This is a genomic window from Mesorhizobium sp. WSM3864 (assembly GCF_002294955.1).
In the GTDB taxonomy this organism is placed as follows: domain Bacteria; phylum Pseudomonadota; class Alphaproteobacteria; order Rhizobiales; family Rhizobiaceae; genus Mesorhizobium.
This window is the reverse complement of record NZ_NSGD01000006.1, coordinates 88,113-102,435: the sequence shown is the minus strand read 5'-3', so window position 1 is coordinate 102,435 and position 14,323 is coordinate 88,113. Positions and strand designations below refer to the sequence as shown.

General features: G+C 63.8%; 12 protein-coding genes. 3 read left to right on the top strand and 9 right to left on the bottom strand.

What is annotated here, in order from left to right; genetic code table 11:
- Positions 1–110 precede the first annotated feature (110 nt).
- Both CK215_RS15195 and CK215_RS15190 read left to right on the top strand, forming a co-directional pair.
- The gene (locus CK215_RS15195) at positions 111–1,568 is read left to right on the top strand and encodes a phospholipase D-like domain-containing protein (RefSeq protein WP_095831397.1); all 1,458 of its coding nucleotides are present in this window, start codon (positions 111–113) and stop codon (positions 1,566–1,568) included.
- Between the two features lie 24 nt (positions 1,569–1,592).
- Positions 1,593–2,393 (top strand): endonuclease/exonuclease/phosphatase family protein, encoded by an 801-nt coding sequence (locus CK215_RS15190; RefSeq protein ID WP_095831396.1) that lies wholly within the window; start codon positions 1,593–1,595, stop codon positions 2,391–2,393.
- Positions 2,394–2,403: 10 nt separating this feature from the next.
- Here the strand turns inward: CK215_RS15190 and CK215_RS15185 are convergent, their stop codons facing one another.
- The 6 genes from CK215_RS15185 to CK215_RS15160 all read right to left on the bottom strand — a co-directional run bounded on the left by CK215_RS15185 (position 2,404) and on the right by CK215_RS15160 (position 10,885).
- Entirely contained in the window at positions 2,404–4,401 is a 1,998-nt protein-coding gene (locus CK215_RS15185) for a glycoside hydrolase family 127 protein (protein ID WP_095831395.1), read from the bottom strand.
- Between the two features lie 28 nt (positions 4,402–4,429).
- Complete coding sequence (locus CK215_RS15180) at positions 4,430–5,287, bottom strand: carbohydrate ABC transporter permease (protein WP_095831394.1); 858 nt, start codon at positions 5,285–5,287, stop codon at positions 4,430–4,432.
- Complete coding sequence (locus tag CK215_RS15175; RefSeq protein WP_095831393.1) at positions 5,287–6,210, bottom strand: sugar ABC transporter permease; 924 nt, start codon at positions 6,208–6,210, stop codon at positions 5,287–5,289. Before CK215_RS15175 ends, CK215_RS15180 begins: the two co-directional genes overlap by 1 nt.
- Before the next feature lie 487 nt (positions 6,211–6,697).
- A complete protein-coding gene (locus tag CK215_RS15170) occupies positions 6,698–7,945 on the bottom strand; it encodes a sugar ABC transporter substrate-binding protein (protein ID WP_095831392.1) in 1,248 nt (415 codons plus the stop codon).
- Positions 7,946–8,010: 65 nt separating this feature from the next.
- Entirely contained in the window at positions 8,011–9,066 is a 1,056-nt protein-coding gene (locus tag CK215_RS15165) for a LacI family DNA-binding transcriptional regulator (RefSeq protein WP_095831391.1), read from the bottom strand.
- A gap of 322 nt (positions 9,067–9,388) precedes the next feature.
- On the bottom strand, positions 9,389–10,885 hold the full coding sequence (locus tag CK215_RS15160; RefSeq protein WP_095779998.1) for an NAD-dependent succinate-semialdehyde dehydrogenase: 1,497 nt from the start codon (positions 10,883–10,885) through the stop codon (positions 9,389–9,391).
- A gap of 137 nt (positions 10,886–11,022) precedes the next feature.
- On the opposite strand from CK215_RS15160, the gene CK215_RS15155 reads away from it, so the two are divergent.
- Positions 11,023–11,697 carry an FCD domain-containing protein gene (locus CK215_RS15155; protein WP_095783156.1) on the top strand — a complete coding sequence of 225 codons (675 nt, stop codon included), beginning with the start codon at positions 11,023–11,025 and terminating at the stop codon, positions 11,695–11,697.
- 186 nt (positions 11,698–11,883) lie between these two features.
- Here CK215_RS15155 and CK215_RS15150 read toward each other — a convergent pair whose 3' ends face one another.
- From CK215_RS15150 to CK215_RS15140, 3 genes are read right to left on the bottom strand one after another with little or no spacing between them, the layout of a single operon-like run.
- On the bottom strand, positions 11,884–13,215 hold the full coding sequence (locus CK215_RS15150; protein ID WP_095783303.1) for an FAD-binding oxidoreductase: 1,332 nt from the start codon (positions 13,213–13,215) through the stop codon (positions 11,884–11,886).
- Between the two features lie 47 nt (positions 13,216–13,262).
- Positions 13,263–13,616, bottom strand: a complete 354-nt coding sequence (locus tag CK215_RS15145; protein WP_067329699.1) for a cupin domain-containing protein — start codon at positions 13,614–13,616, stop codon at positions 13,263–13,265.
- A complete protein-coding gene (locus CK215_RS15140) occupies positions 13,604–14,323 on the bottom strand; it encodes an ABC transporter permease subunit (protein ID WP_067329696.1) in 720 nt (239 codons plus the stop codon). The genes CK215_RS15145 and CK215_RS15140 overlap by 13 nt, the downstream gene beginning before the upstream one ends.

Genomic DNA, 14,323 nt, shown 5'->3' with positions numbered 1-14,323 from the left:
TGCGGACATAACAGCGATTTCGCCGTGCTTCTGGAAGAGCTGCATGCGAGTCCGCATCGCCTTGACCTGGCGGATTGCCTTCCGCGCCGGCTCGCACAATAGTCGGGCCGATGTTCCAGGCGATAGCGAGTCACTGGTCGACGCTCATCCTTCTCCTGTCGTTGGCGATGGCGGCGGTCGGCATCGTCCATGCCATCATGACGAAGGAAGACGTGCGCGCCGCCACGGGGTGGGTCGGCGTGATGCTTCTGTCGCCCTTCCTCGGCGCGATCATCTACGCCATCGCCGGCATCAACCGGATCCGCCGCGCGACAATCAGCGCCATGCGGCCCAGCGCCGGTTCGGCGGATGAGGGGCACAATCGCGATGTCGCCGTCGAAGCCTTGATCGAGGCCCAGTTCGGCCAGCGCTTCGTCGGATTGAAGACACTGGGCGACAGGGTGGCGCGGCGTCCGCTGACTTCGGGAAACACGATCGCCGTGCTCGAGACCGGCGACGAGGCCTATACGGCGATGTGCCGGGCGATCGACAGCGCGCAAAAGAGCGTGCTTCTCGAAACTTACATCTTCGACAACGACGCCGTCGGACAGATGTTCGTGCAGTCGCTCTCCGCCGCGGTCGAACGCGGCGTTGCCGTGCGCGTGCTGATCGACGCCGTCGGCGTGCGCTATTCGGTACCCAGCATCCTGAAGCAGCTCAGGGAGGCCAACGTCGCCGTCGATCTCTTCAACGGCAACATCGTCATGGGCTTGAGACTTCCTTATGCGAATCTCAGAACCCACAGGAAGGTCGTGGTCATCGACGCGACGGTGGCGTTTACCGGAGGCATGAACATCCGCAAGGGGTTCTCGGCCGAATTCGCCGGTTCCGACAGCTCCAGGGACACGCATTTCGAGGTCACCGGGCCGGTGGTGGTCGACCTGTTCTCAGTCGCCGCCGAGGACTGGCGCTTCGCCAGCAACGAGGCGCTGAAGGGCGACGCCTGGCAAGTCGAGCGAGCCGCCCCGCCGCCCGGCCAGCCGATGCTGGTCAGAGCCGTGGCGACAGGACCGGATGCCGCGAACGAAACCAACCACAAGCTGCTGATGGGGGCGTTTTCGGTCGCCCGCAAATCGATCCGCATCATGTCGCCCTATTTCCTGCCGGACCGCGAGCTGATCAGCGCGCTGACCACGGCCGGCGCGCGCGGCGTCGAGATCGACATCGTGGTGCCGGCAGTGAACAATCTTTTCCTCGTCGACCGCGCCATGACGGCACAGTTCGACCAGGTGCTGAAGCATTATTGCCGGGTGTGGCGCCACCAAGGCCCCTTCGATCATTCGAAACTTATGGCAATCGACGGCGCATGGGCTTATGTCGGCTCGTCCAATCTCGACGCCCGGTCGCTCAGGCTGAATTTCGAGATCGACATGGAGGTCCTGGATGCCAACTTCGCCCGGGCCATCGAGGCGCGTATCGACGCGGCGATCGCGTCGGCGAAACCGGTGACACTCGAGATGCTGAGGGCCAGAGCCTTCGTCATTCGTGTCCTCGACCGATTGCTGTGGCTGGGATCGCCCTATCTGTAGGCAGGAAGACGAGCAGCAGGAACCATGGAGAGAAACGGACGCACCCTCCCCGAAACCGTGCTCCTGTCGATCCGAGGCAGAAAGATGCGGAAAGCCAAAGCCACGGCGCCCAAACGGGTCGGCGGCGCCGAGATGGTGGTCGCCTCCTACAACGTCCACAAATGCATCGGCACCGACCGCAAGTTCGACCCCGAGCGGACCGCGCGCGTCATCCGCGAGATCAGCCCCGATGTGATCGCGCTGCAGGAGGCCGACAACCGTTTCGGCGACCGCGCCGGGCTGCTCGACCTCAACCGCCTCGAAATCGAAACCGGGCTGGTGCCGGTGCCGATCACCGGAAACGGCAAGGCACATGGCTGGCGCGGCAACGTGCTTCTGTTCAAGCGTGGCACGGTGCGCGACGTGCACCAGATCAAGCTGCCCGGCCTCGAGCCACGCGGGGCGCTGGTCGCCGAGATCGACCTCGACGAGAACCGGACGCTGCGGGTGATCGCCGCGCATCTCGGCCTTTTGCGCCGCTCGCGCTCGGAACAGGCCCGCGTCGTGCTCGATATCATGAGCAGCGCGGACGAAAGGCCGACGCTCCTGCTCGGCGACCTCAACGAATGGCGGCTGGGCAACCGCTCCGCGCTCAACACGCTGCACACCACCTTCGGCCCCTCGCTGCCCGCTGTGCCCACCTTTCCGTCGGGCCTGCCGGTGCTGGCGCTGGACCGGATCATGGGCAACCGCGACGGCATGGTGTCGGCGGTGGAAGCGCATGACACGCCGCTGTCGCGCGTGGCGTCCGACCACCTGCCGCTCACGGCTTACGTGCATCTATAGGGAGAGTAGCTCACCCTTCCCTGAGCCAGACCAGCATCTCGCCGGGATCGCGGTTGTCCCAGGCGAAGTAAGGAATTGCCTTGAGCGTCGTCTCTTCGGTTTCCGGCGGCTCGGGGCGGTAGAGATCGCTGCCCCAGGTCTTCGCCTCGGCCCGGCTGCCGATCGCCGAAAGCGTGACGATACCGCCGAGCAGATTCGGCTCTTTGTGCGCCTCCAGCCTGGCCGTGCGCGGCAGCGCAATGCGGTGCAGGCCACCGCCATTGTCGGTCTCCTCGACGCAGTAGAGCAGCGGGCCGCGCGACAGCGCGACGCGGCCGATGTCCTGCCGCACTTCCGGATTGGCGAAGAGGCGGGCCATCGACATTTCGAGGTCGAGCTCGACGCGGTCGCCCTTTTGCCATTCGCGGCGGACCGCGGCATAGCCGTCGACCGTGACCGCATCGAGATCGAGCATATTGCCGTTCACCTTCAGCGCCGCGTTGCGGCACCAGGCGGGCACGCGCAGGTAAAGCGTGAATTCGACCGGTGTCTGTGCCTCGAACTCGATCGACACCGCGCCATCCCAGGGATAATTGCTGGTCTGGACCAGGCTGACCTGGCGGCCCGCGATCTCGAAGCGTGCGGTGGAGTCGCCATAGAGGTGCACGGCCAGCGCATCGTCGGCGAGGCCGTAGAAATAGCTGCCGATCGAGGCCACCATGCGGCCGATATTAGGCGGGCAGCAGGGGCAGCGGTGCCATTTCCAGCGGTGGTGGCCGCCGCGGCTTTCCAGCGGGTTCTCGTAGAAGAACAGCGAGCCGTCGAGCGACAGGCCCGAGATCGAGCCGTTGTAGAGCGCCCGCTCCATCATGTCGGCATAGCGGCGGTTCGGCCCCATGCCGAGCATGCGGCTCGCCCAGAACACCAGGCCGACCGAGGCGCAGGTCTCGGCATAGGCGGTTTCGTTGGGCAGGTCGTAGTCGCTGGTGAAACCTTCATTGTGAGCCGACGGCCCGAGGCCGCCGGTGACATAGAGGCTCTTGGTGGTCAGATCGTCCCACAGCCTGTCGAGCGCAGCGCGCAAGCTGTCGTCGCCATATTCGGTGGCAATGTCGGCCATGCCGGAGAAGAGGTACATCGCCCGCACAGCGTGGCCGACGACCTTGTCCTGCTCGCGCACCGGCTTGTGCGACTGATTGTATTCGTAGGTTTTGAAATGATAGGCCTTCGGGTCGGCGCCGCGGGCGCGCGCCTCCTCGTCGAAATAATGCGGCTGCTGGCCGCGCTGGTCGATGAAGTACTTCGCCAGATCCATGTACTTCTTCTCACCCGTCGCCCGCGCGAGCTTCACCAGCGCCAGCTCGATCTCCTCATGGCCGCAATAGCCCTTTTTCTTGCCGGGCTCCGGGCCGAACATCGAGGCGATGTGGTCGGCGTAGCGGCTCATGATGTCGAGCAGCTTGCGCTTGCCCGTCGCCTGAAAGTAGGCGACCGCGCCCTCGATCAGATGGCCGGCGCAGTAGAGCTCGTGGCAGTCGCGCAGGTTGGTCCAGCGGAGACCCGGCTGGATGCGCTGGTACCAGCTCGAGAGATAACCGTCCTCCTGCTGCAGCTTGCCGTACATGTCGACGACGGCATCGATCTTCTTCTCCAGCTCCGGATTGCGGCGCCGGTAAAGCGAATAGGCGGCGGTCTCGATGGTCTTGCCCCAATCGGAATCCCAGAACATCTGGGTCGTCACCGTCGAGCCGGTGAACTCGGCGCCCTGCGCGTCGGCCTCGTCCGGCGACGGCGAATGGAACGGAATGACGACGCCCGGCGACGGCCGGTCGGGATCGATCTGCTCCAGCATGCGCGCCTCGACGCAGCGGTCGTAGAGGATGCCGGCGGTCTTGGCGGCGACCGCGTCGACCCGGTCGCCCCAGAAGCCGCGGACATCGACCTGCGGCACGGGCAGCGGCCGGAAGGCAAGCTTCGGCTTCGCGGTCGCGGCTGCCTGGGCTGCGGTGGCGGATTGTGCTGCGGTCATAACGTCACTCCATTCGAATGCGGGAAAATCATTTGACGGCCCCGGCCATCAGGCCGCGGATGTAGAAGCGCTGCAGCGCCAGGAACAGGATCAGGCAGGGCACCATCATCACCGTGACGCCCGCCTGCACCGCGCCCCAATCGATGGCGCCGAAGCGGCCGGACTGAAGCGCGGTCATCATCACCGGCAGGGTGAATTTCGACTGGTCGGTCATCAGCACCAGCGCGGCCAGGAACTCGTTCCAGGCGCCGAGGAAGGCGAAGAGCGCGATGGTGACGACGCCCGGCCAGACCAGCGGCAGCATCACCTTGACCAGCATGGTGACATTGTTGGCGCCATCCATGCGCGCCGCCTCCTCGATCTCGCGCGGCACCGCGTCGAAGGCGTTGCGCATCATGAAGATCGAGAACGGCAGCTGCAGCGTGACATAGACGCAGACTAGGCCGGTCAGCGTGTTGTGGAGACCGAATTTCGTCAGCACCAGGAAGATCGGCGTCAGGATCGACTGGAACGGGATCATGATCGTCGACAGGATGAGGATGAAGAAGAAGTCCCGGAACGGGAAGCGGAAACGCGAGAAGCCGTAGCCGGCGAGCACGCTGACCAGCACGGAGAGCAACACCGTCATCACCGAGACATAGATGCTGTTCTGCGCCGAGGCCCAAAGCCCGTCGCCGAAGGTGTTCAGCGTCTGATAGTTCTCGACCGAGAAGCCGGTGGTCGGCCAGGGCGGCAGCGGCGGCTGGCGCGCTTCCTGCGCCGGCTTGAAGGTGGAGAGCACCGTCCACACGATCGGCGCCAAAAACAGCACCGAGGCGATGATGCCGGTGGAATGCCTGGCGAGGCTGAAGGCCGCCTTGCGGTGCTGCGACATCGCCTCGGCCATCAGTCGAGCCCCTCGGGCTTGCGCAGCAGCCAGAGCTGGATGAGGCTGAGCGCCACCAGGATGACCAGCAGCACCATGGAGAGTGCCGCGCCGTAGCCGAGCTTGAACGAGACGAAGGACTGGTTGAAGATCCAGTAGACCGCCGTCAGCGTCTGGTTGCGCGGGCCGCCGCGCAGGATGATGTAGAACTGGTCGAAGGCGAGGATCGAGCCCGCGACCGACAGGATCAGCGCCAGCGCCAGCGTGCGGCGCATCAGCGGCAGGGTGATCGCCCTGAAGCGGGCGAACGGCCCTGCGCCGTCGATCACTGCGGCCTCCTGCAGATCCTGCGGGATCGACTGCAGGCCGGTCATCAGGATGATCATGGTGAAGCCGGCGACCTTCCAGACCACCATGGCGATGATCGACCAGAACGCCGGCTGGAAGGTGGCGAGAAGATTGACCTTCCTCTCGGTCAGGCCGAGGTCGTAAGCGGCCGGGCTGAACAGGCCGGAATCGACGTTCAGCAGCCACGACCAGAGCAGGCTTGCGGAAGCAAAGCCCACCACCGCCGGCATGAAGAAGGCTGTGCGGTAGAGATTGGTGAGCGGGCGCGGCCGCTCGATGAAGATCGCCAGCGGGAAGGCGACGGCGAAGATCGCGATGGTGACGATCAGCGTGTAGTAGAAGGTGAATTTGAGCGCGTTCCAGAACCGGGTGTCGCGCAGGATGGCGACATAATTATCGAGGCCGATGAAAGCGTGCTCGCCCATCAGCGGCCAGTTGTGCAGCGACATCCACGCCGTCATGCCGAGCGGGATGACGAAGAACACGGTGACGAAGGCGACGGCCGGCAGGACATAGAGCAGGCCCACCCATTGCCGGCGGCTGACGCCGATGCGTCTGGCGCGGGCGGGCGCGGAGGTTGCGGCGATGGAGGTCATGGCTTGGCTCCCCCTTCTCCCCTTGTGGGGTGAGCAGCCGGTTCACCGAAGGTGAATTCATCGTGCCACTGGCACGATGAAAGGCCGGCGAACGCCGGGACGCTGCGAAGCAGCGGGGACCCGGCCGGGGGTGGATCGGCCACCGCCCGGCCCTTCGCAGGCTTAGGGCGTTCGAAGCTCGAAAAGCCAAGCAATTGGCTTTTCGTCCGTTGCGCGGACCGCTTCTCACCCCGCAGGGGGAGAAGAGGGAGCGAACCTCGCGGCGCCTCAACTTGGCGATGATGATGAGTGAGCTTTCTCAACGCGATAATCCTGCCATTTAGCGCGGCGTCCCCCTCCCCCTTGAGGGGAGGGTCCGGCCGAAGGCCGGGGGTGGGGTCCGCTGTGAAGTGCGCCTACGGGGAGATAGCGTCGGCGTACTTCGCGGGCGACCCCACCCGGACTTGCGGTCCGACCTCCCCTCAAGGGGGAGGTTTAGGGCCGCGCTTTACTTGTTCGGCGCCTGGTCGATGATCGACTGCATGGTCTCCTGGGCATTGGCGATGGCGCCGTCGACATCGTCGCCGAAGAAGACCTCGTTGACCATCTGCGTCCACGGCCCGTTGGCGGAGTTGATCAGGTCGTTGAACACCACCGAATAGGGCGTGCGGCCCTTGGCCATCGCCTCGGCCGCCACCTGGTAGCGCGGATCGAGGTCCTTCAGCGCCTCCTTGGCGATGTCGCCGCGCACCGGCAGGCTACCATATTTGGCGAGGATGGTCTGGCCCTCGAGCGAGTAGGCGAAGTCCAGAAACTCCTTCACCACGGCGATCTTCTTGGTACCCTTGGTGACGACGAAATTGTCGCCGCCGGCGAAGGACGACCAGCCGCCATCCTTGCCCGGCAGGAAGGTGATGCCGTAGTCCATATCAGGATATTGCGTGTTGAGCGCGCCGATGGCGAAGGCGCCAGACGGCGAGAGGCCGATCTTGCCGCCGGCAAAGGCGGCGAAGAAATTGGCGCCGGTGTCGGTCTGCGCGCCCTCGGGCACCAGCCCCTTCTTGACCATCGAGCGGTAGAGGTCGATCGCGCCGCGCAGCTGCGGGCTGTCCAGCGTCGCCTTGGAGCCGTCCTCGGAGAGGATGTCGCCGCCCGAGGCCCAAATCAGCGGCGTGAAGGTGAAGATGTTGCAGCCGCCGCAATTGCCGGAGAAGTAGAAGCCCTTGATGTCGCCGCCGAGCGCATTGACCTTCTCGGCGTCGGCCTCGATCTCGGCCCAGGTCTTCGGCCCCTTCTCGGGGTCGAGCCCGGCCTGCTTGAACAGCTTCTTGTTCCAGATCAGCACCGAAGAATCGGCCGAGAACGGCAGGCCGTAGATGCGGCCCTTATAGGTGCCGGTCTTCACATGCGCCGGCGACAGGCTCGAAAAATAGGGCAAGGATTTCGCCCAGTCGGTGATGTCCTCAAGCTGGCCGGCGGCAGCGAAGGACGGGGTGTAGATCAGGTCGAGCGACAGCGCATCGGGCGCGGTGCCGCCGGCGGCGGCGGCGCCATATTTCGGGATGATCTCGGCGTTCGGGATGATGTCGAGCTTGATCTGGTCCTTATGCGCCTTGTTGAAGGCGTCGACGATGCGCGGCATGAAATTCGAGCCGTCGGCGCGCACCCAGATGTTGGCGGTCTCGGCGGACGCCGCCTGCAGGCCGCCGCCGATCACGGCCGCGGCCAAGGCCAGCCTGGCAAACATGGTTTTCACGGTATTCCTCCTCATGGTTCTCCTCCCAATTTGGCCGTTGCGCGACGGCCGTTTCGTTCGATGCCTCAGCCGCCCGGCGGACGGCCGCATGACTGACGCACCACCAGCCGGCACGGCAGTTTCCTGATGCCTGGCGCGGCCGGCTGGCCGCCCACGAGCGAAAGCAGAGCGAGCCCGGCCTCGCGGCCGAGCGCTGAAAGGTTCATGTCGACCGAGGTCAGCGGCGGGCGCGTCGCCTCGGCCACGATCTCCCAATTGTCGAAGCCGATGACGCCGACATCGTCGGGCACGCGGATGCCGCGCTCGCGCAGCGCGTCGATGACGCCGCGCGCGATCTGGTCGTTGCCGCAGAACACTGCGTCCGGCCAGCCTTCCCTGCCCCGGCCGTTGCCGAACAGCTTTGCCACCGCATCGTGCCCCCAGGCTTCCGACCAGGCGCCGAGCAGCGGCTCGCCGACCGGCAGGCCGTGCGCCTCGAGCACCTCCCGGTAAGCCTCGGCCCGCGCGTGCACCACCGCGAAGCCCGCCGGCCCGGTGACATGGGCGATGCGGCAGCGCCCGAGCCGCAAAAAATGTTCGACCGCCAGCCGCGCGCCGCCGGCGTCGTCGGAGACCAGGCCGACCGCGCCGGGATCCGGCTGGGTGAAGGCATAGACGACCGGGATGCGCAGATTGGAGAGATCGATCGGCAGATGGCGGTCGATGCGCTTTCCGGTGGCGATGATGCCGTCGACGCGCTTGTCGAGCATGGCCTCGACATGCAGCTGGCCGAGCCTTGTGTCGTCCTCGACATTGCACAGGAACACCGAGACGCCATTGTCGACCAGCGCATCCGAAACGCCGGCCATCAGCGGCAGCGAAAAGCGGCCATACGTATCGTTGGTGAGCAGGCCGACGGTAAACGAGCGCTTGCGCAGCAGGCTCTGCGCCAAATGGTTCGGCCGGAAGCCGAGACGCTGCGCCACCGCACGGATGCGCTCGCGCGTCTCGGCGGTCATGCGCCCCTGCCCGTTCAGCGCCTTGGACGCCGTCGCCACGCTGACCCCGGCCGCAGCCGCCACCTCGCGCAGCGTGACCGGCGGCTTGGCGGAAACTGGCGCTGGCTCGGCGTCGGCGGACATGGTTCGAGGCGCATCCCGGAGTTGGGAAAAGGTTTTCCCTTATCGCCCTGCGCGAAGATGACGGGTGAGGTCAGCGCACGCGAGGCCAGTTGGGAAAAGGTTTTCTCAGAAAGGAGATTAAGCGAAGGTGGCGGGGTTGGCAAGGGGAAAGGACTCGACGCGGCTGCTCGCCCAATCGTTGACGTGCGTGGGCTATCATAAGTTCCAGTCTCGATGAACCGGAAGGGCCCGCAAGCAGACTTGTCGGTTTCCCAGAAGTAGCTAGCGTAAACCTGCACGACCGATATGTGGCGCAACTCGGCGGAGAAGCGATTTTGCGGTTTTACCAGTTGGTCGCGATGTATTTTGGTTGGAGATATTCGAGCAGGCCGTGATGCCCTCCCTCGCGGCCGAGCCCGCTTTGCTTCATCCCCCCGAAGGGCGCTGCCGGGTCCGAAACCAGGCCACGATTGACGCCGACCATTCCACTTTCGATGCGTTCGGCGACCCTCAGGGCGCGTCTGAGATCACTACTGTAGACGTAGGATATGAGGCCATACTCCGTGTCGTTCGCCAGCCGGACAGCCTCGTCTTCCGTATCGAAGGGCGTGACCGCTGCGACCGGCCCAAAGATCTCTTCCTTCGCGATGTCGGAATCGGGAGAAACGTCAGCTAGGACTGTCGGAGGATAGAAGAAGCCCTCGCCAGGCCGCGGTTTGCCGCCCGTTTCGATACGCGCCCCACGGGCAACGGCATCCTTCAGCAAGCGATCAACCTTCTCCACGGCCGTCGCGGTAATAAGGGGCCCGAGCTGGGTCGTCGCTTGAAGACCCGGCCCCACTGAAAGCGACGACATTTCCTGGGTAAGCCGGCGGACAAAAGCGTCGTAAATGCCGCGCTGCACATAGAAGCGATTCGCCGCAGTGCAGGCTTCTCCGCCGTTGCGCATCTTGGCGACCATGGCGCCGGCCACGGCATCGTCCAGATCCGCATCATCGAACACGATGAAAGGAGCGTTGCCGCCGAGTTCCATGGAACAGCTGATGACCCGGTTGGCGGCCTCACGCAACAGGATGCGCCCAACGGCCGTCGAACCCGTGAATGACAGTTTGCGCACCCGACTGTCGTGCAGCATCGCGCTCACCACAGGCCCCGCGGCCGTGGTCGTCACGATGTTGACGGCACCTTCGGGCAAACCGGCTTCCATGAGGATCGCACCGATCGCCAACGCGGTCAGTGGAGTCTCAGCCGCCGGCTTCAGTACGCACGTGCAACCCGCCGCGAGCGCCGGGGCGATCTTGCGGGTCGCCATGGCCGCCGGGAAATTCCAGGGTGTGACGAGAACGGCGATGCCAATCGGCTGGTATTGAACCACGATTCGGTTTGCACCGCCCGGCGCGTGGCCGATGTCGCCGAGAGTACGCACCCCCTCCTCGGCGTACCATCGGAAGAACTCCGCGGCATACGTTACCTCTGCGCGAGCGTCTGGGAGGGCCTTGCCGTTCTCCAGAGATATCAGTTGCGCCAGCCATTCGGCACGATCGAGCATGAGCCGATGGCAGCGCATCAGCATGTCCGATCGCCGGCGTGAGGGGGTTTGCCTCCACATAGTCGCAGAAGCCTCCGCAGCATCGATCGCCCGGATTGCGTCGGCGACTGCGCCGTCTGCCACAGACGCGATCGTGAGCCCGTTGGATGGATCGGCGACATCAAACCGATTGCCGCCGGTTGCACTTGTCCATTTGCCGCCCACCAGCAGATCCACAGGAGCGCTTGCAATGATAGCCGCAGCATCCGCGCAAAACGATTCGATATCCCTTGCTGTCTGACTCACACCCATCCTCTCGCGGCTTTAGAAAACATGCGCAACCAGTCTGTCGATTGCTGGAACCAATATGAAATTGGTATTGCAACCGGTGTCAATATAGATCAAATTGGTTGCAGAGAAATCCGCCCGTTTCTTAGTGGAGTGGCCGCATGACCGTCGTTTTGAGGGATTTCATCGAGGCGGCTGGATTGCAGCCAGGCGACCGGCTGCCACCCGAGCGCGATCTCGCGCTCAAGCTAGGTTTACCCCGCACGGCCCTCCGGCGCATGCTGGCCGAGATGGAGCAAGAGGGGCGCCTGCTTCGCCATGTCGGGCGTGGCACTTTCGTCGCCGAGCGAGGGGCAACCGCGAGCGCTCCGTATCGCGCACACGATGCCTCTCGGAAAGAACTGTGGACCTATCCCGCTGAGGTCTTCGAAGCACGATTAATCATCGAGCCGAAGGTGGCGGCGCTCGCGGCGTTGCGGGCGACCCCCTATGAAACTGAAGAGATGCACAAGGTCATCCAGCATGGCAGTACCGCCGCGACGCTGGCGGAGTTCGAGCGTTGGGACGCCGCGTTCCATCAACTGGTAGTGGTGGCGGCCCGCAATGGATTGCTGGCCTCGCTCTACGAAGGTATTCACTCGCTTCGGGCGGGGCGTCTTTGGGGGCGCATGAAAGAGCTGTCTCTGACGAAAGAGCGTATGCAGGAGTATACGGCTCATCATCGCGCGATCTTACAGGCGATCACTGACCGCGATGGTGGGCAGGCCGAACAAAGAATGCATAGCCATATCTTGACCGCGAGAGCCAACATACTCGGATCGGAGACAATGGGGTGAGTAGGCCTCATCGCCAAAATTTTGAGATTGCCGAACCGAGCAGAATGGCGCGTTCGAACGCTAATCGCTTGTCGTTCTATTCAAGGCGGGGCATCTGACACTGTTTTCAAGACGGACGCGGTGCGCGCCATCCAGACAAGATGAGGTTCCTGTACGCGGCGGGCCCGTCGCCAAGGAAGAGCAAGGTTATCGCCTCTTTGCTTCGGGCTGGCGACGGCGCATCGCACGTTTATCCCGCCATTCGTAAAGGGAATAGACAAGCGGGATGAACCATGGCTTGCCGCGGTAAAACGGCACGGCCTTCGGAGCGGGGTCGAAATCGAAGGCGGACTGCGCCTTTTCGGTTTCGCCGAGGATCTTGAAGGCTGCCTTCTTGCCCAGCCAGCGGGCCCAGACCACTCCGGAGCCGCAGAAGCCGGTGGCGTAAACCGTATCACCCGAGGTGAAAATCCGAGGCACCATGTCGCGATGCATGGCGACCTGGCCAAACCAACTATGCGTCAGGCCGACGCCCCTCAGTTCGGGGAAAATTCGGCCAAGTTCGCTGCGCAAATGGGTGGTCGGCGCCAGCGCGTCACCCGCCGTGGTGCCGTCCCTGCCGCCGAAGAGGATGCGCGATCCGTCCGCCGAAGGGCGATAGTAATAGCTGAGCTGGCGCATATCGCCATACATCATGCGCTTCGGCATCAACCGGTCCATGACGCCTTCTGCCAATGGCTCGGTAGCGATGATGCGGCTGCGCACCGGCACAATACGGCGTCGCAGCCAAGGATCGAAGCCGTCGGTATAGGCATCCGTGCAGATCAGCACCTTCCTGGCGAGAACGTCACCGCGCGACGTTCTCACACGGACCCCGCCGGCCTCGGCGATGGTTCCCGTAACGGCTGTGTTCTCATGGATTACCGCTCCGGTTGCCATTGCCACCCGTATAATACCCGCAAGCAGCTTGGCCGGATGCAGGCCACCGGTATCCATCCGCACGAATCCACCCGTGTAGAAATCCGTCCCGATATAGGTCGGCACGTCCAACCGGCCGACGGGATGAGCCTCGATGCCCAGAAAGCGCCGCAGTAGATCGGCGGAGCGGCTGAGTTCGTCGCATTCATCAGCGTTGATCGCGCCGACGAACAGGCCGGAGAGATGGAAGTCACACTCCACCTTCTCCTCCTTCAGAAAGGCCCACAGGTCTTCCCGTGCGGCCTTTCCCTCCATCAGGATCTCGGTGGCGCGGGCCTCGCCGAATCTTCTGATCAATTCCTTGCGCCCGGGTCGAATGCTCCCGCTCGCCATGCCGCCATTACGACTGGAAGCCGCCTGCCCCAGCGACTGGCGATCGAAAAGCTGAACACTGCGACCGGCACGAGCAAGCTCGATGGCCGCCGAAAGTCCTGCATAGCCTCCCCCAACGATCGCCACGTCGCATTTGGAGGCGACCCGGCGGACTGGGAGGGGAGAGAAGGTGCAATCCTCCCACCAATAGGGCGTGGATTTGAAGGGGCCAGCGGAATCGGCGGTCATGGGAACATACCAGCTTTTGGTCGGATCGGCGGGCAAGCGCAAACCGGTCAATCACGTGAGACCCAGAGTTTGCGCGTGGTTTCGATGGCACGCCATACGCCGGTGAATCCCGGATGCATGACGAAGGCGTCGCCAGCCGCGATGCGGCGCGGCGGGCAGCCATCCTCAGTGAGTTCGGAGACACCCGAAAGGATGTAGCAGAACTCGAAAGTCTCGCCCTTAATCGAACGATAGGCGCCAGGCGTGACCTCCCAGACCCCCGCCTTCACGGCGCCGTCTGCGGTCTGGGCGATATCCCAGCTCAGAAAACGTGGATCGCCCTCCACAAGGCGGTCGGGCAGAGGCTGCCCTTCGCGTGGGCGCGGAAGCACATTCTGGTCGATGAACGTCAACTTGGACATAGGGATGTGGCCTTTCTGCGCGTTGAACGCCGTTCGAACCAAAGTTGCCGCTCCAAAAGCTTCAAGGCAGTCAGTCCGACGACATTGAGGGTGAGGTAGAAGACGGAGGTGATGATGAAGATGTCCATAATGGCGAAGGTTTCGCTCATCAGGCGTTTGGCCCAACCGGTGATTTCGAGCACAGCGATGGTCGAAGCGAGGCTGGATTCTTTGACGATGATGGCAACCTCACTGCTGTAGGATGGCAGCGCTTGTCGCAAAGCCAGCGGGAACTTGATCCGGCGCAAGATAATCCAAGGCGACATGCCGCAGGCTTCCGCCGCCTCGATCAGCCCGCGCGGCAGGGATAAAAACGCGGTTCGAAAGATTTCGGCTGTGTAGGCACCGGTGTTCAACAGGACCGCGAGAATGGCTGCGTGCAGGCCGTCGCCGATCAGCCACCAAATCACCGGGTTGGAGCGAAAGAACCCGACCTGCCCTAATCCGTAGTAGATCACGAATATCTGCACTAGCATGGGCGTGCCGCGAAAGACGGCGCAATAGGCGTCGGCCGCCGTGCAAACCAAGCGATTGCGCGAAGTGCGCGCGAGCGCCACCAGGATGCCGAATGGCAGTCCTAAGCCCACGCCGAACACCGAGATCAGAAGCGTTGTCTTTGCGCCGGTGAGAAGGAACGGAATCGCATAGGCAATAATGGTGAAATCCAT

Bases quoted from the DNA above. Each gene is read 5' to 3' on its own strand.
- CK215_RS15140 (WP_067329696.1), bottom strand. From the start codon at position 14,323: ATGGATTTCACCATTATTGCCTATGCGATTCCGTTCCTTCTCACCGGC.
- CK215_RS15160 (WP_095779998.1), bottom strand. From the start codon at position 10,885: ATGGGTGTGAGTCAGACAGCAAGGGATATCGAATCGTTTTGCGCGGAT.
- CK215_RS15180 (WP_095831394.1), bottom strand. From the start codon at position 5,287: ATGGCCGAGGCGATGTCGCAGCACCGCAAGGCGGCCTTCAGCCTCGCC.
- CK215_RS15145 (WP_067329699.1), bottom strand. From the start codon at position 13,616: ATGTCCAAGTTGACGTTCATCGACCAGAATGTGCTTCCGCGCCCACGC.
- CK215_RS15155 (WP_095783156.1), top strand. From the start codon at position 11,023: ATGACCGTCGTTTTGAGGGATTTCATCGAGGCGGCTGGATTGCAGCCA.
- CK215_RS15195 (WP_095831397.1), top strand. From the start codon at position 111: ATGTTCCAGGCGATAGCGAGTCACTGGTCGACGCTCATCCTTCTCCTG.
- CK215_RS15165 (WP_095831391.1), bottom strand. From the start codon at position 9,066: ATGTCCGCCGACGCCGAGCCAGCGCCAGTTTCCGCCAAGCCGCCGGTC.
- CK215_RS15175 (WP_095831393.1), bottom strand. From the start codon at position 6,210: ATGACCTCCATCGCCGCAACCTCCGCGCCCGCCCGCGCCAGACGCATC.
- CK215_RS15190 (WP_095831396.1), top strand. From the start codon at position 1,593: ATGGAGAGAAACGGACGCACCCTCCCCGAAACCGTGCTCCTGTCGATC.
- CK215_RS15185 (WP_095831395.1), bottom strand. From the start codon at position 4,401: ATGACCGCAGCACAATCCGCCACCGCAGCCCAGGCAGCCGCGACCGCG.
- CK215_RS15150 (WP_095783303.1), bottom strand. From the start codon at position 13,215: ATGACCGCCGATTCCGCTGGCCCCTTCAAATCCACGCCCTATTGGTGG.